The 26,058-nt window shown below is 47.0% G+C and carries 21 protein-coding genes; 8 read left to right on the plus strand and 13 right to left on the minus strand.

Annotation, left to right across the window (positions count from 1 at the left end):
• The 3 genes from V7723_RS04215 to gmk all read left to right on the plus strand — a co-directional run.
• A partial coding sequence (locus V7723_RS04215) for a hypothetical protein (protein ID WP_335683184.1) occupies positions 1-757 on the plus strand: 757 nt, incomplete at its 5' end.
• Positions 758-834: 77 nt separating this feature from the next.
• Positions 835-1,728 carry a YicC/YloC family endoribonuclease gene (locus V7723_RS04220; protein ID WP_335683185.1) on the plus strand — a complete coding sequence of 298 codons (894 nt, stop codon included), beginning with the start codon at positions 835-837 and terminating at the stop codon, positions 1,726-1,728.
• Positions 1,729-1,740: 12 nt separating this feature from the next.
• A complete protein-coding gene (gmk, locus tag V7723_RS04225; protein ID WP_335683186.1) occupies positions 1,741-2,391 on the plus strand; it encodes a guanylate kinase in 651 nt (216 codons plus the stop codon).
• Here the strand turns inward: gmk and rsmA are convergent.
• From rsmA to lptF, 6 genes are all read right to left on the minus strand, one after another.
• Positions 2,385-3,221: a 16S rRNA (adenine(1518)-N(6)/adenine(1519)-N(6))-dimethyltransferase RsmA gene (gene rsmA, locus V7723_RS04230; protein WP_335683187.1), complete on the minus strand. Its 837-nt coding sequence runs from the start codon at positions 3,219-3,221 to the stop codon at positions 2,385-2,387. The two genes, gmk and rsmA, sit on opposite strands and share 7 nt — an antisense overlap.
• A complete protein-coding gene (gene pdxA, locus V7723_RS04235; RefSeq protein WP_335683188.1) occupies positions 3,214-4,188 on the minus strand; it encodes a 4-hydroxythreonine-4-phosphate dehydrogenase PdxA in 975 nt (324 codons plus the stop codon). Before pdxA ends, rsmA begins: the two co-directional genes overlap by 8 nt.
• 44 nt (positions 4,189-4,232) lie before the next feature.
• Complete coding sequence (locus V7723_RS04240) at positions 4,233-5,507, minus strand: peptidylprolyl isomerase (protein ID WP_335683189.1); 1,275 nt, start codon at positions 5,505-5,507, stop codon at positions 4,233-4,235.
• A gap of 74 nt (positions 5,508-5,581) precedes the next feature.
• Positions 5,582-7,747 carry an LPS-assembly protein LptD gene (locus V7723_RS04245; RefSeq protein WP_335683190.1) on the minus strand — a complete coding sequence of 722 codons (2,166 nt, stop codon included), beginning with the start codon at positions 7,745-7,747 and terminating at the stop codon, positions 5,582-5,584.
• A gap of 3 nt (positions 7,748-7,750) precedes the next feature.
• Positions 7,751-8,845, minus strand: a complete 1,095-nt coding sequence (lptG, locus tag V7723_RS04250) for an LPS export ABC transporter permease LptG (protein WP_335683191.1) — start codon at positions 8,843-8,845, stop codon at positions 7,751-7,753.
• Positions 8,845-9,978, minus strand: a complete 1,134-nt coding sequence (gene lptF / locus V7723_RS04255) for an LPS export ABC transporter permease LptF (RefSeq protein WP_335683192.1) — start codon at positions 9,976-9,978, stop codon at positions 8,845-8,847. The genes lptG and lptF overlap by 1 nt, the downstream gene beginning before the upstream one ends.
• Positions 9,979-10,175: 197 nt before the next feature.
• Between lptF and V7723_RS04260 the strand changes: the two genes are divergently transcribed.
• Genes V7723_RS04260 through V7723_RS04270 form a run of 3 tightly spaced genes read left to right on the plus strand, consistent with a single transcriptional unit; the run spans position 10,176 to position 12,680 of the window.
• Positions 10,176-11,681 (plus strand): leucyl aminopeptidase, encoded by a 1,506-nt coding sequence (locus V7723_RS04260; RefSeq protein WP_335683193.1) that lies wholly within the window; start codon positions 10,176-10,178, stop codon positions 11,679-11,681.
• Positions 11,682-11,692: 11 nt separating this feature from the next.
• Complete coding sequence (locus V7723_RS04265; RefSeq protein ID WP_335683194.1) at positions 11,693-12,145, plus strand: DNA polymerase III subunit chi; 453 nt, start codon at positions 11,693-11,695, stop codon at positions 12,143-12,145.
• A 46-nt stretch (positions 12,146-12,191) separates the two neighbouring features.
• Positions 12,192-12,680 (plus strand): hypothetical protein, encoded by a 489-nt coding sequence (locus V7723_RS04270; protein WP_335683195.1) that lies wholly within the window; start codon positions 12,192-12,194, stop codon positions 12,678-12,680.
• Here the strand turns inward: V7723_RS04270 and V7723_RS04275 are convergent, their stop codons facing one another.
• Positions 12,681-14,585 carry an ABC-F family ATP-binding cassette domain-containing protein gene (locus V7723_RS04275; RefSeq protein ID WP_335683196.1) on the minus strand — a complete coding sequence of 635 codons (1,905 nt, stop codon included), beginning with the start codon at positions 14,583-14,585 and terminating at the stop codon, positions 12,681-12,683.
• Positions 14,586-14,733: 148 nt separating this feature from the next.
• Here V7723_RS04275 and ndk point away from each other — a divergent pair, with 148 nt between their 5' ends.
• A complete protein-coding gene (gene ndk, locus V7723_RS04280) occupies positions 14,734-15,156 on the plus strand; it encodes a nucleoside-diphosphate kinase (protein WP_335683197.1) in 423 nt (140 codons plus the stop codon).
• A 75-nt stretch (positions 15,157-15,231) separates the two neighbouring features.
• Here ndk and V7723_RS04285 read toward each other — a convergent pair whose 3' ends face one another.
• From V7723_RS04285 to V7723_RS04305, 5 genes are all read right to left on the minus strand, one after another.
• Complete coding sequence (locus V7723_RS04285; protein WP_335683198.1) at positions 15,232-15,603, minus strand: bactofilin family protein; 372 nt, start codon at positions 15,601-15,603, stop codon at positions 15,232-15,234.
• A 73-nt stretch (positions 15,604-15,676) separates the two neighbouring features.
• The gene (locus tag V7723_RS04290; RefSeq protein WP_335683199.1) at positions 15,677-17,116 is read right to left on the minus strand and encodes a peptidoglycan DD-metalloendopeptidase family protein; all 1,440 of its coding nucleotides are present in this window, start codon (positions 17,114-17,116) and stop codon (positions 15,677-15,679) included.
• A 105-nt stretch (positions 17,117-17,221) separates the two neighbouring features.
• Complete coding sequence (locus V7723_RS04295; RefSeq protein ID WP_335683200.1) at positions 17,222-18,046, minus strand: ferritin-like domain-containing protein; 825 nt, start codon at positions 18,044-18,046, stop codon at positions 17,222-17,224.
• On the minus strand, positions 18,046-18,513 hold the full coding sequence (bcp, locus tag V7723_RS04300) for a thioredoxin-dependent thiol peroxidase (RefSeq protein WP_443024185.1): 468 nt from the start codon (positions 18,511-18,513) through the stop codon (positions 18,046-18,048). Before bcp ends, V7723_RS04295 begins: the two co-directional genes overlap by 1 nt.
• Positions 18,514-18,522: 9 nt before the next feature.
• On the minus strand, positions 18,523-21,498 hold the full coding sequence (locus tag V7723_RS04305) for a bifunctional [glutamine synthetase] adenylyltransferase/[glutamine synthetase]-adenylyl-L-tyrosine phosphorylase (RefSeq protein WP_335683202.1): 2,976 nt from the start codon (positions 21,496-21,498) through the stop codon (positions 18,523-18,525).
• A 78-nt stretch (positions 21,499-21,576) separates the two neighbouring features.
• On the opposite strand from V7723_RS04305, the gene V7723_RS04310 reads away from it, so the two are divergent.
• Positions 21,577-24,759 carry a YhdP family protein gene (locus V7723_RS04310; protein ID WP_335683203.1) on the plus strand — a complete coding sequence of 1,061 codons (3,183 nt, stop codon included), beginning with the start codon at positions 21,577-21,579 and terminating at the stop codon, positions 24,757-24,759.
• A 10-nt stretch (positions 24,760-24,769) separates the two neighbouring features.
• Here the strand turns inward: V7723_RS04310 and tyrS are convergent, their stop codons facing one another.
• Positions 24,770-26,023, minus strand: coding sequence for a tyrosine--tRNA ligase (gene tyrS / locus V7723_RS04315; protein WP_335683204.1), 1,254 nt, complete (start codon positions 26,021-26,023; stop codon positions 24,770-24,772).
• Between the last annotated feature and the right edge of the window lie 35 nt (positions 26,024-26,058).

Raw genomic sequence — 26,058 nt, forward strand, 5'->3', positions numbered from 1 at the left:
ATCAACTCCCGTAGAGAAAGAAACAATGGTCCGGGCAAAAATTCCGCTTACAGAGAGGGATGATCCGTCTCGACTAATGGCCAATGCTCAGAGTCTTTCAGCCTTTTTTCTCGAGCATCCTTCTATCGCGCAGCCGGCGCAGCTCGCCGCGCTGGACGCAGCGATTTCCGGTTACGAAGACGTGGCACCTGCCAAATCCATAGATGCCTATCATAGCCTTCGAAAAGCCTACCGAATTGTCGCCAGTCAAAGCTATGCAAACCAGAATATCAATGGAACAACGCTTATCGATAGTAAAAACGGTGCCCGTCTTTTATGGATTATACCGCTTTGTATTGCGGCCTTGGTTCTTGTGGTTTTTCCATTTCTTTTGTTTTCGCGAACCATGGCGAATGAAATGTTCATAGCAGATTTTGCGGCTAACCTTGTCTGGGTATTTGGTGCTTCTTCTGCTTTTCTGTGGGGGACTGTCGGGGCGTTGACTTTGCTAACGGTGACAATCGCGTTGCAAGTAAGGCACCGGGAGTATGATGCAGACATCAGGTATTCCTCTGCATTGCAAGGTGCACTAGGCGGTATAATTGGTTGCTTCTGTTTTCTCGCCCTTCAGATTTGGGTGCCGATATCTAATGCTGCTGCTGAATTCGGATTGAATCTGGCAGCATTTGCGGTCGGGATGGCTGCAGGCATGATTTTTGCGGCGCTACAGCGTGTGACAAGCTTGGTTACGGGCATCATTGAGCCCAGCAAAAAATAAGCGATACCTGAGCTTGTGACGCAACCGTGAAAAAGATATACAAGAGGCCTCAATTTTAATTAACGCATGAGGCATCCGTGACCGTAAATAGTATGACAGGTTTCGCGCGTTCCAGCGGCTCCTTCGCAGCTTATAGCTGGCAATGGGAAGCTAAAAGCGTTAATGGCAAAGGATTGGACATCCGATGCCGTATGCCGGCTGGCTTTGACCAACTGGAAGACAAAATACGCAAGCGACTTAAATCTACATTTCATCGAGGATCGATGAATATTCAATTGCAATTTGAAAATACGCAAGGGGAGCAACCTTACCGCGTTAATACCGTTTTTCTTGATGAATTGCTGACCTTGGCAAACCAGTATGCAGAGGAAGGCCGTGCGCAACTGCCGGCTATGGATGGCATGCTGGCTGTTAAGGGCGTCATAGAACAAAATGATGGAGCACAGGACCTTGCCGGCAATGAAGAGTTACAATTAGTGCTGTTGGAATCAGCTGCGGACGTTTTCACGCATCTGGCGGCTGTTCGAGCGGAAGAAGGTGGTCGTCTTTCTGTTATTTTAAAAGTTCAGCTAGACGAAATAGAAATTTTGGTTTCTCGAGCAAAGGAACAAATTGCGGACGGGCCAGATAACAATCGGAGACGGCTGAAAACTCAGATGGAACGGATACTGGCAGAAAATAATACGCTAGATGAAGGTCGGTTAGAACAAGAGCTTGCTTTGTTGGCAACCAAGGCGGATATTTCCGAAGAACTGGATCGTTTGACCAGTCATATTGAATCAACGCGCGATATTTTAAACGGTGATACTGACCATGGTATGGGCAGACGCTTGGATTTCATTTGCCAAGAATTCAATCGAGAAGCAAATACTCTTTGCTCTAAATCGAGTGATAAAGCGCTGACACAAACAGGATTGGATATGAAGGCGGTAATAGATCGGTTGCGCGAGCAAGTACAGAATATCGAGTAGGAGTAGGTGGGTATGTCGGCTATAAGCGAAACAATGACCGTTGACCGGCGCGGATTGATGCTTGTTTTGTCGTCTCCGTCAGGTGCTGGAAAAACAACGCTTTCACGCGCATTATTGGCTGATACGGAAAATATGAAAATGTCGGTATCAGCGACGACAAGACCGATGCGTCCGGGAGAAATAGACGGGAAAGATTACCATTTCGTCGAACCCGTTGATTTTAATCTGATGATCAACCGGGATGAATTGCTGGAGCATGCTAAAGTCTTTGGAAACTATTATGGCACACCACGCGCCGCTGTTGAGGAAGCTTTAAGCAGTGGAAATGATGTGCTTTTTGACATTGATTGGCAGGGAACTCAGCAACTTTCTCAGAAGATGCGGGATGATCTTGTCAGCATTTTTATCTTGCCGCCCTCAACAGCGGCTCTCGAAAAGCGTCTTAAATCCAGAGCCCAGGATTCTGATGAAGTTGTCGCGCAAAGGATGTCGAAAGCGTCCGAAGAAATTAGCCATTGGCGAGAGTATGACTACGTAGTCGTTAATGATGACATTGATGAATGTTTGTCCGAAGTAAGAGCCATTTTAAAGGCAGAACGTGTTCGGTGTAACCGCCGGACAGGATTAATCGATTTTGTCAGCGGATTGCGCGAAGGCTATTGAGAATTTTCAAAAACTTGCGCTAATCGGCAAAATTCTTCAACCGTCAGTTCTTCCGCACGTCGTGTTGGATTGATGTCAGATTTTCGCAAAAGAATATCAGTGGGTTGACCCAATGGTTTTAAACTTGCTCGCAACATTTTGCGGCGTTGTCCGAACGCAGCCGCGACGACTTTCTCCAAAATAGCCTGAGTGGCAGGGAAGGCGAGTTTGGGCCGGGGGACCAATTTAACGACGGTGCTGGTAATCTTCGGTGGCGGCGTAAATGCTTTTGGTGAAATATCAAACTGACGGGTGCAGACGCATAACCATTGGCATAAAATTGTCAGGCGCCCATAGGCTTTTGTACTTGGTTCAGCGGTTATTCGATCGGCGACCTCTTTTTGAAACATTAATGTCATCGATGAAAATCGATCCGCACGGCCGAGCCACTTAATCAGTAATGGCGTTGCCACGTTATAGGGTAAGTTGGCAATTATTTTTGCCTGTCCTTCAAAAAGAGATGTTTCATCGAGTTCAAGGGCATCCGTGTTGAGGACCTGAAGTTGGTTTGGATAGGCATTACTGATATCGGCAAGCGCTGGCAGGCAGCGACTGTCTTTTTCGACAGCAATTAGCATGGACGCACCTTCTGAAAGGATGGCGCGTGTGAGGCCACCTGGGCCGGGACCGATTTCTAGTACGGTTTCGCCTGCTAATGGTCCCGCCGACCGAGCAATACGTCCTGTTAAATTAAGATCCAGAAGGAAATTTTGCCCCAAAGATTTCTCCGCACGCAGGCCATATCGATTTATGACGTCTCGCAATGGGGGGAGGAGGGCATCTTCAACCATTGGTTTTCGCGGCCATTTCGGCCGCTATTTTCAATGCCTCGGTCAAGCTTGTCGGATTAGCGATGCCTTTGCCAAAAATATCTTCCGCTGTGCCGTGGTCCGGTGATGTTCTGATAATAGGCAAACCAAGTGTTACATTTACGCCGCCATCGAAATCTATGGTCTTTATTGGAACCAATGCCTGATCGTGGTACATGCAGATTGCCGCATCATATTTCGCGCGGGCGGCCTCATGAAACAGGCTATCTGCCGGAAACGGACCTTTAACATCTATGCCGTTTTGGTGCAGAGCTTTGACAGTGGGAGCGATAATCTCAATTTCTTCAACACCAATACTGCCAGCTTCGCCTGCGTGAGGATTGAGCCCGGCAACAACTATTCGCGGGGTCGCGATGCCAAACCGACTTTGCAGATCGCGATGGACCGTAGAAATAACATGTGTAAGGAGTTCTTCAGAAAGCCGAGCCGAAACACTTTTAAGCGGAATATGTATGGTTGCAGGGACGACTTTCAATTCGCGGCAGGCCAACATCATAACCGCTTGATTTGTAACACCGGTTAAGCTGGCGAGATATTCGGTATGCCCCGGAAAATTGAATCCCGTATCATAGAGCCGTTTTTTCTGAATAGGATTTGTCACCAAGGCGCTGGCTTCACCGCTCAAGCAGAATTCGGTTCCGCGGCGAATAGACAATAAGATCTCTTCAGCAATGCTTTTTGTTCCTTCAAGAGCGAGAATGGGCATCGCTTTTGAAAAAACACTCGCTGCTTCGCTGGGAGAAGTTATTTCCATTATTGGTACCGTCAATGCCGTTGTTTTCACATAATGTTCAATTGTTTTTAAGCTGCCGAGAAGAAAGAATGCTGGAATTTTGTTTGAATCACGTTGCATCCAGGCTTTGGAGATTATCTCTATTCCTATTCCACTTGGATCGCCTATCGTCACAACTAACGGGGCAACGGTCATTATACTTCATCCAACTCAATAAAAGGCATGTTTGACGGCTTTTATTACCGTGTTTCAATGGTCGCAGCGTTATGCATGTCTTGTAAATATCCGCGGGCGCGATTTTCGGCTCGGCGTATCAGTATGTCTTGTCGGATTTGATTCTCCGACCCACTTAGCATTTGCGGATCTTGGCGATCGCAGACAACAAAAATTCTATAGACGCCATCATCTTCATACGGAGCGCTGGCCTGCCCTGGCTGCATATCTCTCAAAATTTCCTTTATAGTATCCGGTAAATCCCCGAGCCGAATTTTCCCGAGTTTACCGCTGCCGGATTCTTCACCGGAAATCTCGGTAAGAAGGCTTGGTAAATACCTGCAATCGTCAATGAAATTACTTAATGAATTAGCCAGAGCACTCTGTGATTTTGGGCTAGCTAATTCGCCTTCGCTGCTTGCTGGGACGACAATTTGTGTCAAATCGAAAACAACATTGTCTGGGTTATTTTCCATCACGGTACGAATTTTTTGTACAGTTATTATGAAGTAACCTAGAGCGGTCCGGATTGGATCGGATACCTGATTTTCCGAAATAGTAGCCAGGACTTCGCTAATTTCCGGTTCGACGTCGTCCACAAGGACCCAACCAATGGCACCGCCTGCGGACGCTGTTGAGCCTTCACTGAATTGTCCTGCCGCCCGCGCGAAGGATGCGCCGTTACGGATTTGATCAACCAGGTTTTGAGCTGAATTACGCAACTGTCCTTCGTCGGTATCGTTTTCTAAGGGAAGGTAAATTTCGCTGAGAAAATACTCATTCTTACCTTTATTCGCTTTTAGTTTTTGTTGTACTGCAGCAACTTCGTCTTCAGAAATAGTAATACGGGGCATTATTCGACGTTGGATAATTTTGTTCCATGCTAATTGGACACGAAACTGTTCGATCAATGTAGATAAATCAATATCCTGTTCCAAAAGCAATTTATCTAGATCACCAGGTTGCATATTGTTGCTTTTTTCAAAGTTATCAAGTGTGGCGGCTACTTCTTCATCTGATACTGAAAGATTATATTGATTGGCTTCTTGAAGTTTTAGGCGGTCGTCAATCAGCTTCGTCAATGTTGAGCTTACTAGTTGCTGCCTTGTCTCTTCAGTATTTGGAAACCTTGACATCAATATGGTAAGGGAAATTCTTTGATCTAGATCATAAGCAGAAATTATTTCGTCATTGACAATAGCCGCGATATTTTGAATATCTTGTGCTGTCGCAAGTGGGGGCGATAGCGCAAACCAGCCTACAAAAACCGCTGCATCAAACAAAGTACGTAGTACAGACATTTTATTCTTCATAAATACATTTTGTAAAAGTTTCACACCAAATCATCCCGCCGCCAGAATAGCCTTCTCAGGAATTAATTGAAAGGCAGCAATCTGATATTGAAGCCAATTGTGGTGTCGGGTTCCAAATCTCTATCTCGCGTGAAGGATTTTTTTAATTCTAACGAAAACCCAAAACATTCGTCGAGATATTCTATGCCAATTCTGCCATCAACGGAATTTCCTGTTCCTGCAAGGTTACGGCGATAGTCTCCGTAGGCGCTCCAAAATTCCGCGATTTCGACCTTACCTGCAACATATATTTCTTCCCGGGTGTCCTGCGTCAATCCATTTGGATCGTCACGTAAATACACATAGCCCAAATCAAAGAAATTCTTTGATGTTCCAACTTTCAAATCAATTTCGTTGCGTGCCAAAGACAATTTGTCGTGGTTTATACGAGTCCGATTAATGAACTGAAGGTAACTGGTAGGCCTGATTTCTAGCCGCGTGACAAAATCTGAAAACTGATCTTCTAGTCCTGTTCCATCCGGGAAACTGGTGTCTTTATCACTATGGATACTCTGACCAATCAGCAAAGTTGTATAACCACCGGATTCGCCATAAACCCCCATATTGATACCGTAGTTAAGCCTTGCTCCTTCTTCTACCACATCAAGCCCAGCGAAACGGTTTGAGCCAAATAAGTTGGTATCATCAAATTCAAAGCTGAGACTATCTTCATTAGGGGTATCTTCATCGCCGAGTATATCAGACCATACTCCTTCGACAATAGGTTCGACGACCTGCCGGACGGAACCAGCTTGTCTTACGAAGGGATATTTCCATTCCATGGAGATCGATGGGACGGCGCGTGCCGTAAACGCGTCCTCACCAGTTCCAGTAGAAGGGTCGGATGGGTCTGAAAGAATATTTCGAGCGTAATACATATCTCCGCGGAGTGATGTATCAAAGGACAGGACTTGACCATTTGCAGTGGTATAGGGGATGTGGTAGCCACCGGACAACGAAAGCCTGTTGGTATCTTGACTGTCTTCTCGATAAATTAGAAGGGTATCCATATTTACGCTGGCACGGCCACCAAAATCATTCGGTTCACCGACGTAAGAATAGTCCCACCAGGCGGGCACAAAGGGTGTTTCACTAGAAACGTCCGCTTCGGTCAGGCCCTGAAAACTATAGGCGCTCAAAACGGAAAAGTTCCTTCCCCTTTGCCCTTGTATATAAGCTTTTGATGTAAGAGTATCTTCATCGCTGATATCATATTTATCTAGATAAGTATCATGAGAAGTGCGGAATACATCGAATCCCCATAGCCATGTGTCATCGATTTGAAACTGGCCGTCGCCTCGTATGTGGCTTTGAAATTCATGGCCGCCGGTTGTTTGATTTTGATCATTTCGTTCATCGACATAGGTCGTGGAGCCATCGAACTCAAAATCGCCATTTGAGACAGCTTGCCTATATTCTGCCGCCAGCTGCACTCCTTCTTTTGTCGTGATGTTCGGTGTAATCGTCATATCCTTGTCTTCGGAAATTACGATGTAATATGGGAGTTTTATTCCGTAGCCAAGGGTTGAGGAATCATAAACTTTTGGTGACAGAAAACCGCTTTCCCGATCCACCGTCGGATCAGGATGAGAGAAGTACGGTGTGTACATTACTGGAACACCAAAAAATTCAAAGACGGCATTTCTATATGTCACAGATTGTTCCGCTCTATCATGCTCAACTTTTTCAGCTTTTACTTGCCACAAAACAGGTCTCTCAGGGTCCTCTTCACACAAACGGCAAGTGCTAAAGACGGCCTTCGTCATAACCGTTCGGTTTTCGTCAATTTTAATTGCTTCATGTGCGGCAAGGCGGGATTGATCTGAAAATAAAATTCGGATATCGCGGATAGCGCCGGTTTTGAGTTCGTTTTGTAACTCCATTTCGTCGGCGAAAACGACGTCCCCGGTTGGCTCGAGTAAAACGACATTGCCTTTTGCCTTGATTGTGTCTGCGGGAATATTGTAGATGATTTTATCGGCTTTCAGAACGCGATCACCCTGCACGACTTCGACATCGCCCGTAGCTTCTACTTTCTGGCCTTCTTTGTCATACGTAATTTCTTTTGCACTGAACAAAGATTCTTTAGCAAAATCCAATTCAGGTGATTTCTCAGCCGAAACAAAATGTGGGACAAATGCTGTGCATAGGAATGTCGTTGTTAAAAATAGTCGCGCAAGAGATTTCATCCTTCAGCCGTCCTCAAGATGAAACATCATGGCCAAGCCAAACAATGTAATCGCAATCGCAGGAATACCGGCGGCGAGGGCGATGGGAAGACTACCAGAAAGGCCTAATGCATAAATAATATCTGTAAGAAAGTAAAAAACAAAGCCTGTCGTGATGCCGCCGATGACCATCAGGCTCGTATGCCCTTGGCGGATTGATCTTAAACTAAATGTGGCGGCAACCAGAACCATCGCCAACATTAAAATTGGGCCCGCCATTAGACTATACCAATGGAGGCGATGCCGATCGCCAGAAAACCCAGCTAGCTCGAGGGTTTCAATAAATTCGGGTAGATCCCAAAATGACAGAGTTTTTGGAGAGGCAAAACTTTCTTGAATTTGATGAACAGTCAGAGAAGTTTCCAATTTCATAAAGGTTTCTGTCGCTGCAGGTTTATTTGGTCCTGTGATGACAACATTTTGCAATTCCCAGTATCCAGGAAAAAGCTTGGCTCGGGACGCATCGATGCGGCCGGTGAAGACGTCATCCAAATTATACTCGAAGATGATTACATCGGTCAGGTCAATGCCTTGATTTTGCGCACCCCTTGCATGAATGACAGAAAGACCATCGTCATCAACCTGGCGCAACCAGAGGTCACTAGGAGAAATGGACAGCAAGCTCGATCGTTTATCAAAGTATTTTGATTCCATTTGTCCATATTGGGCCTGCATGGCCGCACTTATTGGATTGATGACAGTTAAAATCAGCATTCCGATGCCAAAAGAAATGAACATTGAAGGCAGGAGGAATTGCCATACAGAAACCCCCGCCGCCCGGATGACCGTTAACTCGCTGGTTTTGGTGAGTTTGAAAAAAGTCAACATACCGCCAAAAAGAGCAATAAACGGTAATAGTTTTTGCGCTAAATAAGGTAAACGTAACAACACCATTTGAATAATAACGAAAATACCTATGCCATCTTTATTGGATGCACGTCTCAGAAGCTCAATAAAGTCGATGAGAAACACGACTGTCATCAATATTCCAAAAATGATGCCAACATTCTTTAAAAATTGTTTTCCTAAATAGATAGAAAGCGACCCCGGCAGCCTCATCACTTTGGCTCCCCTGGTAACATTGGGTGGCGATTAAAAAGCGATCCGAGAAATTTAAAACTACCGCCTGCCGCGAGATAAGCTGCAACTACCGTAGAAATAATAGGCATGAAATATAGCGCAGGTGTAATTAGGGGACTATTGCCCGAGACACGGAATAAAGCCATTGCTGCAATTAGGAGGGCGACACCAATTATTGCTGCCGCCGCGATCCGTTTGACGCGCCCTCGGCGACTGAATTCACCGCTTAGGACGCCAGCCAATGCTATAAATACAAGGCAAATTGCATATAGGGGCAAAACCAGTCGTTGATGAAGTTCGGCTTTCAATTTCCAGCCCTCACGATCGATACGCTCCGATTTTTCCGGGTTAATCAATTCCATCAAATAACGATGTTCAGGTTTTAACCAAACGGCGGAACTTTGTTTTTCGAACTGATTTATATCAAGAATATATTGATCAAAATACAAAAGGCTGAGTTTCGCATCATCTTTTGCAACTTCTTGAAGGTTTCCTGTATTCATCACAAACCGCGGTCCGTCTGCGGTTTTAATGAAAGCACCTCTTTCGGCCATGTAGGTTACTGGTTTGTCACGTACCCGCTCGTCATGAACTAGAATTCCGAGCAATTCGCCGGAAGAACTTTTTTCTCTGATATAAACTGTAACGCCTCCCGCGAGGGAGTTAAACACACCTTCTCGCAAAACCACGGCTGCAAGAGAATCCTGCCATTGGACCCTGAGTTCATCTACAGTTCTGACGCCATAGGGTGTTAACAAAAATCCGAGAAAGTACAAGGCAAGAGCAGTTAATAAAGCCAAGTAAATTGCGGGGCGGGCGAGAGCCCATTTGCTCAACCCTGCTGACCACATAACGATTAATTCTGAATCTGAATAGAGTTTGTTGAAGGCGAAAAGTGTTCCAAAAAAAATACCAAGTAAAAGCGTGTATTTCAATATGCCCGGAAGCAATAAAATCGATAAATACAGAAATGTTGAAACAGGCAAACCATTAATCAATTTCTCCACGAACTTCAGCGACTGGGAAAGCCAAATCACGCCGGTTAAAGAGAACGTTATGAAAAGCATTGGAACAGCCAATTGCGTCATTATATAACGGTTTATATTTTTCATAAGGGCGAGTATAGCGAATGAAAATGATTGCGCTAGACGGAACCTGATGAAATTACCGAATGGACAGGTATAATTGGTTGATTTGGCTCCATGAAATTGTTTGTATGTTGCCAGTAGCTGCTGGCTAGGGTATGAAAAATAGACCAATTTGAGGACTACTCCTTCTCCATTACTCACAATAAAAACAGGGTAAGCTTATGAAGTTCGCTTTTTCAGAAATCTCTATACCAAAACGTGGCACAATTGCCGTTGCCGTATCAGCAGGAAATACTTTGTCTGCAACCGCGGCCACGCTAGATAAACAAACCAAGGGCGCTCTATCGAGTGCGATGAAAAGCAGCCGTTTCAACGGTAAAACAGGGGAATTTTTGGAAATCCTCGCACCAGCAGAACTCGAAGTGTCTGGCGTGTTGTTGTTCGGAGTGGGAAATCCCGCAGAGCTTTCGCAAACTGATGCAGAAAATCTGGGCGGTAGCTTGGTTAAAAAATTGAATGGCTCTGGCGTCCAAAATGTAACCGTTGTTCTGGATGAAATTAAATCTGCGGGTATCAAGGCTTCCGATGCAGCAGCGTCAGTAGCTTTTGGCGCAAAACTCGGATCCTATCGGTTCCAGAAATATAAGACGGATACGGAAGATAGTGCCGAGCCGACATTGGCGCGCATGACTGTAGCGTGCAAAGGCTCGGCCGCAGTACGAAAGGCCTTCACAGACCTCGACGCATTGGCTGAAGGCGTCTTTTTGACCAGAGACTTGGTAAGCGAACCAGCAAACGAGCTCTATCCGGAAAGCTTTGCCGACCGTTGTAAGGAACTGACAAGCCTAGGCATTGAGGTGGAAGTTCTGGACGAGGCCAAAATGAAACGGCTTGGAATGGGCGCCCTATTGGGCGTCGGACAGGGTTCTCGTCGGGAAAGTAAACTGGTTGTCATGAAGTGGAATGGCGATACCCGGAAAAATGCTTCTAAGAAGCCTCTGGCATTTGTTGGAAAGGGCGTTTGCTTTGATACCGGCGGTATTTCCTTGAAGCCCGGTGCTGGCATGGAAGAAATGAAATGGGATATGGGCGGTGCTGGAACTGTAACCGGCCTGATGAAAGCGCTTGCCGGACGAAAAGCGAAGGTCAACGTCATTGGTGTGATTGGTCTGGTCGAAAATATGCCAGACGGAAATGCGCAGCGACCCGGTGATATTGTGAAGTCAATGTCAGGCCAAACCATTGAGATCCTAAATACCGATGCAGAAGGGCGGTTGGTCTTGGCTGACGCCCTCTGGTATACACAAGAAAAATACAAACCGGAGTTCATGATTGATCTGGCGACATTGACGGGCGCTATCATTGTTGCACTTGGGCATGAAAACGCTGGTTTATTCTCTAACGACGATGATTTGTCAGACAAGCTTTATAAAGCTGGGCAAGTCGTGGACGAAGGCGTATGGCGCTTTCCCATGTCGGCCAATTATGCCAAGCAAACGAAATCTCCCATCGCCGATTTGCAGAACATCGGGACGGGTGGGCGCGGGGCAGGATCGATTGTTGCTGCAGAGTTCTTGAAAAAATTTGTCAACGATGTTCCGTGGGTTCACCTTGATATCGCAGGTATGGCTTGGTCAAAACAAGAAAAACCAACAGTTCCAAAAGGGGGTACCGGGTACGGTGTGCGGCTGCTCAATCAGTTCGTTCAAGATAACTACGAAGGGTAATAACGTCGGCTGTGACAGATGTTAATTTTTATCACCTGCAGTCTGATCCCTTAATCCGGGCGCTGCCGCGATTGCTTGAAAAAGTATATGAGCGGCAGCTGACGGCTCTTATTCGGGGCCGTACAGAAGAGTGTCTGGGTGAGTTGGATGAATGTCTTTGGTCTTTTAAACCGTTGTCTTTTATGCCTCATGCAATCGAGCAAGATGGATTGGAGGCGGCGGCTCAACCCATTCTATTGACGTTATCTCCCGACCAAAACCAGAACAATGCAAATGTTCTGGTATTGGTGGAGGATGCCGACGCATCTGATATTAGCAGTTTTGAACGATGTCTCTATATGTTCGATGGGAATGATGAGGAGGCACTTGTTGCTGCCCGCACGCGATGGAAGCAGTTCAAGGATCAAGATGTGCCGGTGAGCTATTACCAGCAAACTGAAACAGGCTGGCAGAAAAAGGCCTGAAAAAAATTGAACTAAACAGGATTTCTGGACGAAGGGAACCGGTATCGTGACCTACAAACTAAACTTGCTTGCAATAGTACTTTTCGTATTTTCAGTTACTTTGATGATGCCGACGCCATATGGCTCAGCGTCCGCCGAGGAAAAATTCAGCTTTGGCCGGAATATTGAAGGAACATATATTCTGGATCAACACGGAGAGACGGACCGTTCCAGCTATACTTTTACAGAATTTGGTTCGGTCATCTGGAGCGCGGCGGATCAGAAAAAATACTCATATTTTCCGGGCGCTGGTGTATGGAAACAAACTGGGGATCGTCAAATTTCAGTTCGAATTATCAGTTTTGATTACGACAATAAGGGTGTTGGAATTGTCGATATGAAATTTAATTTTTATGATAAATATCAATCAGTTACGGGAGAATTCAAAGGTGGAATATATCCCTTAGATGTGGACGTCAACGTTATTGACAAGAAGCCCATGCAGGAATTTAACAGCGACTTTACAGGTGTGCGCCTGACCAATGCGGGTGATTGATCAGGCTTGCTCTAATTGCTCCAATTCTTCATGAGCTTCCATCCATTTTTCTTCCGCTTTCGATAACTGTGATTTGAGGCGACCGATCGCATCGCTTAGCCTTGCTTGATGATCTGGCCCTTTGTCATACGTCTCCGGGTTCGCGAGTTCAGTTTCAAGTTTCGCTTGCTCGGCAGCAATATCCTGCATGGATTTTTCAAATTTCTTTACTTCCGCCCGTTTCGGGGCAAGAGCCGCTCGGGCCGCTGCGCGTGCTTTTCGTGCTTCTTTGCCCGACAGTCGCGGTTTGGCGGGTTCTCCATCTGGCAGCGTATTTAGTTTTTTGGCTCCATTCCCGGATCTGGCGGCATCCAATACAATCTTCTTATAATCATTCATGTCGCCATCAAACGGGTGAACGCCGCCATCGCTGACCAACCATAGCCGGTCCGCCACCAGACTGACCAAATGTGGATCATGGCTGATTATCAATACGGCGCCCTGATAGTCATTGAGGCCTTGTATGAGCGCTTCGCGGCTGTCTACATCCAGATGGTTTGTGGGCTCGTCGAGGATGAGCAAATGGGGTTTGTCCTGGGCGAGCAAGCAGAAATTCAGTCGTGCTTTTTCACCGCCTGATAGTTTGTGCACGGCAACATCGGTTTTATCGCGCGAAAACCCGAACTGGCCCAGTTTTGCCCGTACCTGAGATTCCTTGCCATCATCCATTTTAGCCGCCAAATGCTGGTAAGCGGTTTGTTCGGCTGACATTTCATCCAGTTGATGCTGGCCGAAAAAGCCAATTTTTAGCTTGTTGGATTTTTGCAGGCGTCCCGATTGCGGTTGCAAGCGGTTTGCTAGAAGTTTCGCGAAAGTCGACTTTCCGTTACCGTTTGAACCGAGCAGGGCTATGCGATCATCCATATCAATTCGCAAGCTCAGATTTCGCAAGATAGAGATATCCTGCTGATAGCCAACAGAACACTCTTCCATTGAAATGATAGGTGAGGACAGCTCGTCTGGTTCCGGAAACCTGAAGTTTGCCGTATGTTCTTCCATCATGGCGGCGACTGGTTTCAATTTTTCCAGCATTTTGACGCGGCTTTGTGCCTGTCGAGCTTTAGAGGCTTTAGCCCTAAAACGATCGACGAAGGATTGCAGGTGTTTGCGCTGCGCGTCTTGTTTCCTTTGCATGCCACTAAGGAGCTCAAGTTGTTGACGGCGTGTTTTCTCGAAGAAATTATAATTGCCGGTATACTTGACCAGTTTCAGGTTATCCAGATGGGCGATCGTCGTGACAACGTTGTTCAAAAGATCGCGATCATGACTGACAATGATCAAAGTTCGTTGGTAGTTGCGAAGAAAGCTTTCCAGCCAAAGAGTTGCTTCCAGATCGAGATAGTTGCTGGGCTCATCGAGCAGCAGCAAATCTGGCTCCGAAAACAACGTACCAGCGAGAGCCACACGTGTTCGCCATCCGCCTGAAAAGGATGAGCAAGAGCGTTGCTGGGCATCGTGGTCAAAGCCAAGTCCAGAAAGAATTTTTGCCGCCCGGGATTCCGCTGTATGGGCATCGATATCGGCGAGACGTAAATGAATTTCCGATATCCGGTGTGCATCCGTCGCCGTTTCAGACTCAGCCATCAAACGGGTTCGTTCGACGTCGGCACTCAGGACGGCCTCAAGCAAACTTTCTGGACCAGAGGGCGCTTCTTGCGGCAATACGCCGAGGCGTGCGCCGTTGCGAAGCTCGATTGTGCCATCGTCTTGCTGAATTTCACCGATGATCAGTTTGAGCAAAGTTGATTTGCCCGTTCCGTTGCGACCAATCAGGCCAAATTTATGTCCAACTGGAACATGCAAAGATGCATTTTCCAACAATAGGCGTCCCGCGATGCGGTATGTAATGTCTTTAATTTGAAGCATGGAGCACTCTCTATCAGAAAGCGGGGCCGGTGCGAAGGCTGAAAATTACAGAATTCAGGGAAAAAGGATCAATTAGGTTGCCGAGCCGCAGCATCCCCGGTATAAGGCGCGCAATATTCCTTTTTTCGATTTAACCGTGGGTAAAATAATGGCTCTAGAACGTACTTTCTCAATCGTTAAACCAGACGCGACTCGTCGTAATCTAACAGGCAAGGTTAACGCCATGTTGGAAGAAGCCGGTTTGCGGATCGTAGCGCAGAAGCGGATACAGATGACCCGTGGTGACGCAGAAACTTTTTATGGTGTTCATAAAGAGCGTCCTTTTTTCAACGACCTTGTTGAATTCATGACTTCCGGTCCGGTTGTTGTCCAGGTTCTGGAAGGCGAAAATGCCATTGCGCGTAACCGGGAAGTCATGGGCGCGACGAACCCAGCTGAAGCAGCGGAAGGTACAATCCGTGCAACTTTTGCGGAGAATATTGAAGCCAACTCAGCGCATGGTTCCGATAGCGCAGAGAATGCCGCAATTGAAATCGCATATTTCTTCTCTGGATCCGAAATCACCGGCTAATTCCAGGTAGCAAATCTCAACAAAAAAGGCCCGCAGCAATGCGGGCCTTTTTCGGTTTAGCTGAATTAGGAGGTTTCAGCTGTCAGTTCCGCTGGCTTCTGTCTTGTCGAGATAGGAGACTGTTTGTGGCAAATCCCGAGGGTTATCGTTATGCTGCAAATGGCCATCAATTTTCGCACCAGGCTCGATGCTCAAAGAGGTATGAATGACGTCGCCTTTTACAGTCGCTGTCGACATAATCGAAATTTCTTCCCCCTTGATCCGTCCGTCCACGTAACCGCGAATGGTCAGAACGCTGGCGTCGATTTCTCCATTAATGACTGCTGACTGGCCGACAGTTAGATTTGCTGCTGCTACGTCACCGTTGACAGTTCCGTCTATTTGAACTTCTCCTTCAGAGATAAGATTACCCTCGATGGTAAGGCTTTCACTGATAATTGACGGCATTAAATTCATCTTGGTGATTTTCGTTTCTGTCTTATTGTTGTTGGAAAACATCTACAACCTCGCTTTAAAAAAGTTACTTGTTGGAAGCTTCCTGAATTTTTGGCGTCACTTTGAACGCGTATTTCCCGGCCTTAAAAAACTTTACCGGATCCCGATGTTTTCCATCAAATATAACTTCGTAATGAACATGCCGACCGGTACTTCGACCGGTGGAGCCCATGACGCCGATTTGAGTTCTGAAGTCTATCTTGTCACCTTTTTTGACAACGGTCTTCTTAAGGTGGCCATACCGGGTTTTAAAGCCCTTGCCATGATCAATCGTGACCATTCGCCCATACGCGCCATTGGTCCCGACGAAGGTGACAACGCCCGGAGCCGTGGCTAGAATTTTTGAATTTTTCGGACCAGCAATATCAACGCCAGAATGATGTGCCTTGCGCTTTGTCATCGGGTCGCGGCGTTTACCATAACTTGATGTTACATAGCCGACATCGACAGGTCGGGCGAGGGGGATATGTTTTAGGATGGTTTGTAAGGATTCCCAGCGCGCAAGGCTGGCTTCCATTTTTTGGGCTTCCTCGTAGAAACTTTGTTCCATTTGTAACATATCGCCCGTGGGCTTGAAATCCACATACGGACCGCCTTGCCCCAGGATTTTGGTTGATCCCAATATCTTTTCGGAATCGAGGCCCGTAATCGAAATGACTTCTTTCAGTGCCATTATGCTTTCGTGCGCACGATCGTTGACCCGGGCAATCAATTCCTTGTTTTCTGATGAAATATTTGTCAGGCGAGATTTCAGCCCAGAAATTTCAGAAGACAGGCGGAATTCCGTATCGATTTTTTCCTGGCGGTCGAATTGCAAGCGCGCAAATTCTTGTTTGGTTTCTTGAAGCTCCGAATAAATTTCGTCCTTGGTCGACGCATACATATTGAGGACCATACGCAAGCTTGAAAGCTTTTGTTCGGTTTTCAGGCGATCATTGGCGGCCTGATCCCGTTGTTGAGCTGTTTGAAAGAGAGCCTTATTGACCTGCATGATCTCAAGCTCTAGGCGCTCGCGCTGTGTGTTGCTGGTATGCAGACTTTCACCCAGGGCGCGGACGCGCTCTTCGGACGTAAGATCTTCCGACGATTTTTTTGTCTTAGATGCAAGCTTCAAGGCAGATTCAACATTTTTGCGTTCTGCAAGCATGCCTTCTAGGCGTGCATATTGCTGATCGAGTTCAGTCTGTGTCGCGTCGAGCGTTGAACTGGCCAACTGCAAATCCGCAAAGGCAGTTTCATACTGGTTTTTCAGTTTAAACAACTGAGCTGTTTGCGCGACCAGCTGCTTTTCCTGAGACGTTTCAGTTGCCAAATAGTATGTGAACATGCCGCCAAAACCGATGGCGACGGTCATTGCCATCACTTGCGCAGATACGCCCAGGCGGAAATATTTTAGCTGCCCACGCGTACTGATGATGATCTGACGGTCCGTAAATATTTTATCTAGTACGGCCTTCAGCTTCATGTCGTTCATCCTGATTTGATAAATTTGTCGATTTAGTTTGCAACAATATATCTTAATAAAACTGATTTTTTTGTTAACATCAACCTGCAAACCCGTCGTTAAAATTTACCCTTTTTTTGTCTCTTTTATTGGGTCAATTTTTGCTAACGGAAGATAGTATTCCGGGGGTAGCCCGGCAAGACTTCTCGCGTCTGTGTTAAACGGAGGTTTTAAAAGGCCTTTGAAGAATTTGCGAACCATTTGCTGCCAGAATTTTTCGGCGTCCAATTTCTGTTTATCGCAGTAATATAGAAACCATCGGGAGCCAATTGCCACATGCCCGACTTCTTCTGTTAATATTATTTTAAGGACGTCGACGCTGTCCGTGTCGCCCATTTTCCCGAATCGGGTAATCATCGCGGGCGTAACATCCAACCCTCGTGCCTCCAATACCATAGGAACGACCGCTAGGCGGCCCGCGAGATCATCTTTGGTTGAAACAGCCGCTTCCCAGAGGCCGTCATGGGCCGGAAAGTCACCGTATTTATAGCCGAGTTGTTGCAAGCGCGTCGCTAAAAGAGTGAAATGCTTGGCTTCTTCATCGGCGACTTTTACCCAGTCATCATAAAATTGCCGTGGCAGCTCTAAGTGCGTGAAACGTGCGACCATATCCCAAGCCAGGTCGATGGCGTTGAGTTCAATATGAAGCACCGCATGGAGCAAAGCAGCTCTGGCTTCATCCGACTGTCCGCGCCGACGGGGCATTTCATTCGGCGGCAACAATTCTGGCTTTAAGGGGCGAGAGGGGCGCTCTGGCGGTAATCCGTTGCCAATGGCCATCAGACCTTTTGATGCCCGCCAGGCTTCCGCAGCAGCGCGACTTGCTGTTGCTTTGTCGGCTCCTTCAACAGTTCGTAAAACGTCAACAGCAAGATTTGCAATGGACGGCATCAAAGATCCGTAGCAGCGGCCAAGACGCTTTCCACATGGTCTTTTACTTTAACCTTCTTCCAGATGGATCGGACAATACCTTCGCCATCCACTAAAAACGTCGCGCGTTCTATGCCCATATATTTTCGCCCATACATGTTCTTCTCCACCCAGACGCCAAAGGCCTCGCAAGTTGCCCCATCTTCGTCGGATGCCAACTGGACAGAAAGATTATGCTTGGCTCTGAATTTTTCATGCTTTGCGATGGTATCCTTGGAGACACCAATAATCTGGACATCTAGTTTTTCGAATTCTGCTGCGCTTTCAGTAAATCCAATTGCTTCTTTCGTGCAACCGGGTGTGTCATCTTTTGGGTAAAAATAAAGCACGAATTTTTGCCCAGAAAGGCTTTTGAGACTAACTTCTCCGGCGGTATCCGTCGCCATAGTAAAATCCGGTGCGGGGTTGCCAATTTCCATATTTCTCATTTTCCTGTTTTACGAGCTTAAATAATACGTAATGCGATTGTCGACGTAACTTTGTGCAGCAGATAGTTTTTCTTTTAAAGTGCCATAGTTGTTAGATCCGCAAACTTTTACCAAGGCAGATTGAAGGGCAAGGGGCGCGTCGTCGTCCATTTTTCGACTTCCAAGGGATAGCTGCAGCAGCCCCATGATATTTAAGTATAAGCGGCCGGCTTGGACAAGTTCAGCGGTCTCATCTTCAGGTATTAGTTTCAAGTCCGCTAGCTTCAGGAAACATTCAACAGTGTTGGGAATGAGAACTTCCGGATGGGAATGCCCGTGCAACAAACGAAAATATTGGCAGAGAAACTCCAGATCCATTAGCCCGCCAACGGCATGTTTGAGAGACCACAGGGAGCCATCGGAATGCTCTTTATGAACACGCTCTCGCATGCTCTGAATATCTTGTTTCAGTTTTTTAGGATCACTTAACCTGCTGTTGATTTGCAGGAGTACGGCAGAAGCCTTTTCTTGCAGGTTTGCATTCCCAGCGACAACTCGGCCGCGGGTCAGCGCCATATGTTCCCAAGTCCAGGCTTCTTCTTCGTAGTATTTTTCGATGGCGGCAAGATTAAGAGCGATCGGGCCCGATTTGCCATGCGGCCGCAACCGCATGTCCACTTCATATAAGGCCCCTTCGCTCGTGAGCGCACTCAAGGCATTAATAAAGCGCTGACTGAGGCGCGTATAAAAGAGGCCAGCGGAAATAGGTTTTTCGCCATTCGTCATCATATCTTCTTCGGGTGTGTCAAATATGAAGATCAAGTCTAGGTCTGACTGAGGCATCAATTGCCGGCTACCAAATTTTCCCAGACCAAGCACAGCGAATTCCCCGCCTTCAACTACGCCATGCTTTTGCGCCAGGTCCGTCAACACCAGGGGATAAAGAGTATTCAGCAAGACTTCGGCAATATTTGATAAGGGTCTGCCAGCGGCAACAGTCGCGCCTTTGCTGCTGCCGTGATCCATGTTGTCCAAGATTTGGACGCCAACGCGAAATTTGAGATCATTGGCCCATCGTCTAGATAGATCAAGAATATCCTGAAAGTCACGGGCTGTTGACAAAATCAGTGCGAGATCTTCTTCCAGATCAGCTCTGCTCGGAAGGGGCGAGAGAAAATCTGTTGTCAGGACGCCATCGAGCAATGTCGGATTGTGGGCAAGTTTGTCGGCCAACTCCGGCGCCATGCCCATAATTTTAGCGACCAATGCTAGCAGGCTGGGATAAGCTTTGAACAATGAAAAAAGCTGTACACCGCCGGGAAGTTTTTTCAAAAATGTATCGAAACGGACGAAGGCGGCATCGGGATTGCTGGTATTCCCCAGCGCTTCGAGGAGTGTCGGCATAAGAGACGTGAGCATTTGTTGCGCTCGTTCAGTACGAGTTGCGCGATAGCGTCCGTGATGCCAATCGCGTACCGTTTGCGATAATTGCCCGACATCCGTAAACCCGAGTGCCAGGAGAGATTTGAGAGTTTCAGGGTCATTGTCGGATCCGGTAAAAACCAGACGACCTGCGGTTCGTTCTGGCGATTTCTCGAACCGGAACAAATTATCGTAGTGGCCTTTCACGCACATCAATGTCGACAACAATTTAGTGCGGAAAGTCCCGGCATCATCATATCCCATAAACACACCGAGTTGATCGAGTTCTATCTGGGAGTCCGGGAGGATCTGCGTTTGTTCGTCATTGATCATTTGCAATCGATGTTCAAGTGTCCGTAAAAACACATAGGCTTCCCGTAAATCATCCCGAACCGTTTCTGTTATTTTTTCAAGAATAGTCAACTGATCCAACGTATCCAGTGTTTTAGGCGTCCGTAATTGTGGATTCCGCCCGCCTTCGATTAACTGTTGCGTTTGACAGAAAAATTCGATTTCACGAATGCCGCCGCGGCCAATTTTAATGTTATGGCCGGCGAGCGAGATTTCTGCGAAACCTTTGTGGGCATGAATTTGTGACTTTATGGCTTGAATATCTTCTATGGCGGCAAAATCTATGGATTTCCGCCAAACAAAGGGTACAAGAAATTCGACGAAATCTGCACCGGCAACCAGGTCGCCGGCAATGGGGCGAACCTTGATCATGGCCGCGCGTTCCCAATTCTGCCCCTGGCTCTCGTAATAGACATGGGCACCCGCGAAAGACAGCGCGATGGGTGTTGCGCCTGGATCTGGCCGTAACCTCAAGTCCGTCCGAAATACATATCCATCCGCGGTGCGGTCTTGCATCATCTGTACAAGCCCTCGGGCGATTTTTACGAAGCAATCCTGGAGGCTTCGGCGACCCGTGTAGTTAATTTTCTCGGCATCAAATAGAATGATCAAATCTATGTCACTGGAGTAATTGAGCTCATTGGCTCCAAGTTTTCCCATTCCAAGAATAACGAGACCACTGTCTTTGGTTGGATCGTCATTGTGTTTGAGAACCAACTCTCCTTTGTTCGCGGCCGCCGTGAGCAGGTGAGCACAGGCAATCTCGACGGCGTGCCTCGCGAAATCCGATAATACTTTGGTGATTTGCATCAACGGCCAAACATGGCCCATGTCACAAAGGGCAGTAAGCAAAGCTATTTGCTGCTTTGCCTTGCGCAAAACTGACATGATCTCGTTTTTATCGCCGTGCGGATTTACTTTTGTATTCAGGTCGCCATATATAAGAGACAAGGCGGCATCTGAGCCTTCGTACATAAGATGATGAAAGAACGGGATATTTGACTGCAGGCAGTGGCTGAGATAAGGGCTATTACCGAAAATAGAGTGTAAAATTTTCAAGTTGGTTGTGCCATCTTGAAAAGCATTGGCAAAATTCGTCCGCTCCGGTGAAGCAGAGGCCAATTGCGCCCATTCTTCCATTCCGACCTTCAATGCTTGAAGGTTACTGGCGGCAGGCAGGTCCGTTACTTCGTCGGCAAACGGAAAATTTTTCAGGTTTTTTATATCCTGCATTCCTTATCCGTTTTTAATGGGTTAGGTTACGGTTCAATTTGTCAGGGCAGTAGCAATTAATATAGGCGCAAAAAGCAATTGGTAACAGCGACTTCTAAAATTTTTCTGCGCGTTATCCTGGGTACATTTGTTCTCGTCTTTATTGCGCTCTTGGCGGTAATCGCAGGATTGGCGAGAGGGCCGGTTTCCCTTACATATTTAGCGCCTTATGTTGAACAAACCCTGGTTACCCAATACCCGCAATTTAATCTTGCTTTCGACAAGTTGGAATTGGAATGGAATGGCCGGGACAAAAATCTGGTTGTCGCTGTCGACGACTTGGTTATCAAGAAAGAAGGCCGACAAATAGCAACGATCCCGGATGTTGCTGTGACCTTCAGCGGAAAAGCTCTCCTGAAAGGGCAGATCGCGCCATCGGAACTTGAATTCACAGGTATGAGCATACGCCTGACCCGGACTAAAGATGGCAACATAAAATTCGGCTATCAATACGCCTTGATGAATGAAAGTCCAGCGGAGGTTCCAACGGAAGAAGTAACACAGCCGGAGTTCGATGACGCGTCTAAAGACGCCTTATTGGCGTTGCTGGATGAATTGAGCTCTGCGCCGGACACGTCGTCTCTTACCGGATATCTTAGCCGGGTTGAACTTTACAATACGAAAATCTTCATCGAAGATGAGTCGCTGGAAAAATTCTGGCAGGCGAAGAATGTCGACCTTTTTGTCTGGCGTCAAGAAAACGGCTTGAGCGGCCAAGCAAACGGGGCCTTGAAAGTCGGATCAGAAAATGTCGATGTGATTGTCTTCGCCGACTATGACCGGCAGTTGAAACGCGTGCAACTTGACGGCAAGATCGAAGATGTACCTCTCAAAATGCTATCTGAACAATCTCCGGATCTCGCCGAGTTAGAGGGGCTGGATATGCTGGTGTCGGGCCAGCTCCATCTGGATCTGGATGAAACCTTTTCGTTTCAAGACATTGATTTCAAAATTACCTCTGGTATTGGCTTCATTAATCGTCCGGACCTGTATCGGGAGCCGTTGAAAATCGACAATCTTCAGATTTCCGGATCTGTAAATAAGGCCTTCACAAAAATTACTCTGGAAAAAGTGTCGGCACTGACGTTGGGTACAGATGTCAATATGAGTGGATCCATCACGCTAGCGCAAGAAGGACTAGGCCTAACAATATCAGGGGATGTCAGCAATTTGAAAGCCAACGATCTTGGTCGATTTTGGCCTTATTCCATGGCGGTGGACGGGTATAACTGGGTAACAACACGAATTCGGGATGGCAAGATACCGGCGGCGACCTTTGCTATAAACCTTCCTGTCGGTTCTTTGGCGTCGGGTGAAATTCCCGCGGATGCGGTGACACTGAAGTTTAAAATTGAGGGGGCCGCGACGAATTATTTTCCGCCGCTCGCCAAGGTGACAGATATTCGCGGAGATGGTGTTTTAACAGCGAGCGACGTCCTGTTGACTAACCTCACCGGTAAGCTTGGCGATATGAACGTGACCTCTGACAAGGTTCATATATTTGGCTTTGATGAAGACACGCAACGGGCCGATATCAATGTCCATGTGGAAGCCAATAACAAGGATATCTTTACCTTTCTGGATCATGAGCCTTTGGGGTTTTCGACGGAATATGGCATTACTCTTGCTGAGATGACAGGTACTGGCGTTGTCGATGCATCTTTCCAGTTTCCGTTGAAAGATGATCTGACGATGGAGCGAGTAGGCTATGAAGCTAAAGGAACTTTTAAAAATGCATTTATTGCCGATGTTGTTGAAGACGTAAACCTGTCCGACGCCAATATGATTGTGGAGGTTGATGCGACTGGCATAGATATTCAAGGAACCGGCAAAATAAAAGGCATTGATTCTGTTATCGAAGCGGACAGCTGGTTTAAGGGTGAGAAAGCCGGTTATCGATCCTATCATGTCAAAGTTGATTTGGATGAAGCGGATCGACAGGCGCTGGATATTGCCAGTGAATATATTGATGGTTTGGTTAAGCTTGATTTTACCGTGGAGACGCGCCCGAACGGCGCGGTAACCGGAAATTTTGCCGCCGATCTAACGGATACGGAAATTACGATGGAAGGTTTGCGCTGGTCGAAAGAGGCGGCGGTGCCCGGCAATATAACGGCAAATATTAATTCGGATCCGGATGGTGATATGACGTTGTCCGACGTCATAATTATCGCGGGTGGTTTAGAAGCAAATGGGAGCGCAACCCTCAGAGATAGCACGATCATCAGGATGGATGTCCCGTCGCTAACATTTGGATCCAACGACTTGGGCTTTATCTTCAAGGATAATGGTACGGATTTCATGGAGATAGAGTTCGACGGCCGACAGTTTGATTTACGGCCCTTTGTTGTCGGAACCTATGATTTTAATGAAGCTGATGTCGAAGGTTTGGCATTAGATCGGAATCTCAGGATTTCCGGTCGCCTGGATAAACTTTTGCTCGATTCCAATCAATCGCTCAATAATATTCAAGCTGATATGGATATTGAAGGTACTTTGATAATGACCGCTGACCTAACTGGAAAGTTTAGCAATGGTGCAGACATAAGCTTCAAGATTGAAGATCGGACGACGACGCGGTTTTTGACATTTATAACGGATGACGCCGGATCGTTATTCTCTGGGCTGGACCTTTATGATGATCTGCGGGAGGGTAAGCTGACACTGAGCGCGGAAATTGACGATACAGTGGCAGGTCGGCCCGCAACTGGCACCGTGAATATTGAAGACGTCCGCCTTGTTGATGCCCCCGTTCTTGGTAAAGTGTTGACGCTGGGATCATTGGGTGGAATTGTTGATTTGCTCAATGGCGACGGTATTGTTTTCGCGACAATTGAAGGACCGTTTACCTATGAAAATGGTATACTGACAACGAAGGATTTTCGAGCGGTTGGGTCAATCGGAATTACCATCACAGGAAAAGTCAGTCAGCCAAAAGGCACCATAGATGCTTTTGGCACGGTAATCCCGTCTTATACACTTAATTCTGCTCTTGGTAATATACCGATTTTGGGTACCTTGTTGGTGGGTAAGAAAGGCGAAGGTATCTTTGGCTTTTCCTACAAGGTGACCGGTGGATTGGAAGATCCAGACGTTAGCGTCAACGCCGTTTCTGCTTTGGCACCGGGCATATTACGTCGCATGTTTTTTGAGCCGTGGGACCAAACGGATATTGTCCCGCCAGACAATGTCCGTGGTAAAGATAACAGTATTTCCCCATGAATCCTGTACACTAGGCAGGAATCACCAGATGATGGCGTTTCTTGCCGACTGAAAGTTTGAGGCGGCCTTCGGTGTCGAGATGGGCCTCCGTCAGCATTAGTTTCTCGTCGCTGATTTTTTCATCATTCAAGCGGGCACCACCACCCTTAATTAATTTGCGAGCTTCAGAGCTAGAGGCGCATAACCCGGTTTTCTGAAAGAGAACAAAAGCCGGAATTCCATCTTGTAATTCCGTTTTAGGAATTTCAAGGGTTGGAAGGCCCTCAGAAGTTTCGCCGGCTTCGAACGTTTGGCGGGCGGTTTCTGCTGCTTCTTTTGCGGCGTTCTCACCATGTGCCATGGTCGTACAGGCATCTGCCAGGATCTTTTTGGCGTCGTTTAGCTCTTGACCTTCCAACGCCTCTAGTCGTGAGATTTCGTCTAGTGGCAGCTCAGTGAACAGCTTCAGGAACCGGCCGACATCCGCATCTTCTGTGTTGCGCCAGTATTGCCAGTAATCATATGGCGAGAGCATATCTTCGTTTAGCCATACCGCTCCGCCAGCCGTCTTACCCATTTTGACACCGGACGCGGTGGACAGTAGGGGCGAGGTCAGTCCGAACAGATTAAAACTGTTAGTTCGTCGGCCGAGCTCCACGCCATTGATAATGTTACCCCATTGATCGGAGCCGCCAATCTGTACAGAACAATTGTAGTTCTTTTTCAGTTCAACGAAGTCATAGGCTTGCAGGATCATGTAGTTGAATTCCAGAAAGCTCATGGATTCTTCACGATCCAGACGTAACTTTACGCTTTCAAAAGACAACATGCGGTTGATGGAAAAGTGCCGGCCGTATTCCCGCAAAAACGGAATATATTCCAGATTATCCAGCCAGTCCGCGTTATTCACCATGATCGCGTCTGTTGGTCCGTCGCCGAACGTCAGAAACTTCTCAAATACCTTTTTGATTCCGTTCATGTTTTTTGCGATGATTTCATCGGTGATGATGGGACGACTTTCGTCGCGACCCGTGGGGTCACCGACTTTCGTCGTGCCGCCGCCCATCAGAACAATCGGTTTATGCCCACTTTTCTGAAGCCACCGCAAAATCATAATTTGCATTAGACTGCCAACATGCAGGCTAGTCGCGGTACAATCAAAGCCGATATAAACGGGCACAATGCCGTCATCAAAAGCTTTATCCAAAGCCTCAATATCTGTACATTGATGAAGGTATCCGCGTCCGGTGAACACGTTCAGGAATTGTGAGTTTAAATCGGTCATTGGAATTTAATCTGTTTCTAGTAGGTTATTTGCGA

Source organism: Sneathiella sp. (assembly GCF_036960985.1).
GTDB lineage: Bacteria > Pseudomonadota > Alphaproteobacteria > Sneathiellales > Sneathiellaceae > Sneathiella.

Coding starts and splice junctions, on each gene's coding strand:
- V7723_RS04240 (WP_335683189.1), bottom strand. CDS start 5,507: ATGTCTGTACTACGTACTTTGTTTGATGCAGCGGTTTTTGTAGGCTGG.
- V7723_RS04260 (WP_335683193.1), top strand. CDS start 10,176: ATGAAGTTCGCTTTTTCAGAAATCTCTATACCAAAACGTGGCACAATT.
- lptF (WP_335683192.1), bottom strand. CDS start 9,978: ATGAAAAATATAAACCGTTATATAATGACGCAATTGGCTGTTCCAATG.
- bcp (WP_443024185.1), bottom strand. CDS start 18,513: ATGAGAAATATGGAAATTGGCAACCCCGCACCGGATTTTACTATGGCG.
- V7723_RS04305 (WP_335683202.1), bottom strand. CDS start 21,498: ATGCAGGATATAAAAAACCTGAAAAATTTTCCGTTTGCCGACGAAGTA.
- lptG (WP_335683191.1), bottom strand. CDS start 8,845: ATGAGGCTGCCGGGGTCGCTTTCTATCTATTTAGGAAAACAATTTTTA.
- rsmA (WP_335683187.1), bottom strand. CDS start 3,221: ATGGTTGAAGATGCCCTCCTCCCCCCATTGCGAGACGTCATAAATCGA.
- V7723_RS04290 (WP_335683199.1), bottom strand. CDS start 17,116: ATGAAGCTGAAGGCCGTACTAGATAAAATATTTACGGACCGTCAGATC.
- V7723_RS04275 (WP_335683196.1), bottom strand. CDS start 14,585: ATGCTTCAAATTAAAGACATTACATACCGCATCGCGGGACGCCTATTG.
- V7723_RS04285 (WP_335683198.1), bottom strand. CDS start 15,603: ATGCCGTCAATTATCAGTGAAAGCCTTACCATCGAGGGTAATCTTATC.
- gmk (WP_335683186.1), top strand. CDS start 1,741: ATGTCGGCTATAAGCGAAACAATGACCGTTGACCGGCGCGGATTGATG.
- pdxA (WP_335683188.1), bottom strand. CDS start 4,188: ATGACCGTTGCCCCGTTAGTTGTGACGATAGGCGATCCAAGTGGAATA.
- V7723_RS04295 (WP_335683200.1), bottom strand. CDS start 18,046: ATGCCGTCCATTGCAAATCTTGCTGTTGACGTTTTACGAACTGTTGAA.
- tyrS (WP_335683204.1), bottom strand. CDS start 26,023: ATGACCGATTTAAACTCACAATTCCTGAACGTGTTCACCGGACGCGGA.
- V7723_RS04245 (WP_335683190.1), bottom strand. CDS start 7,747: ATGAAATCTCTTGCGCGACTATTTTTAACAACGACATTCCTATGCACA.
- ndk (WP_335683197.1), top strand. CDS start 14,734: ATGGCTCTAGAACGTACTTTCTCAATCGTTAAACCAGACGCGACTCGT.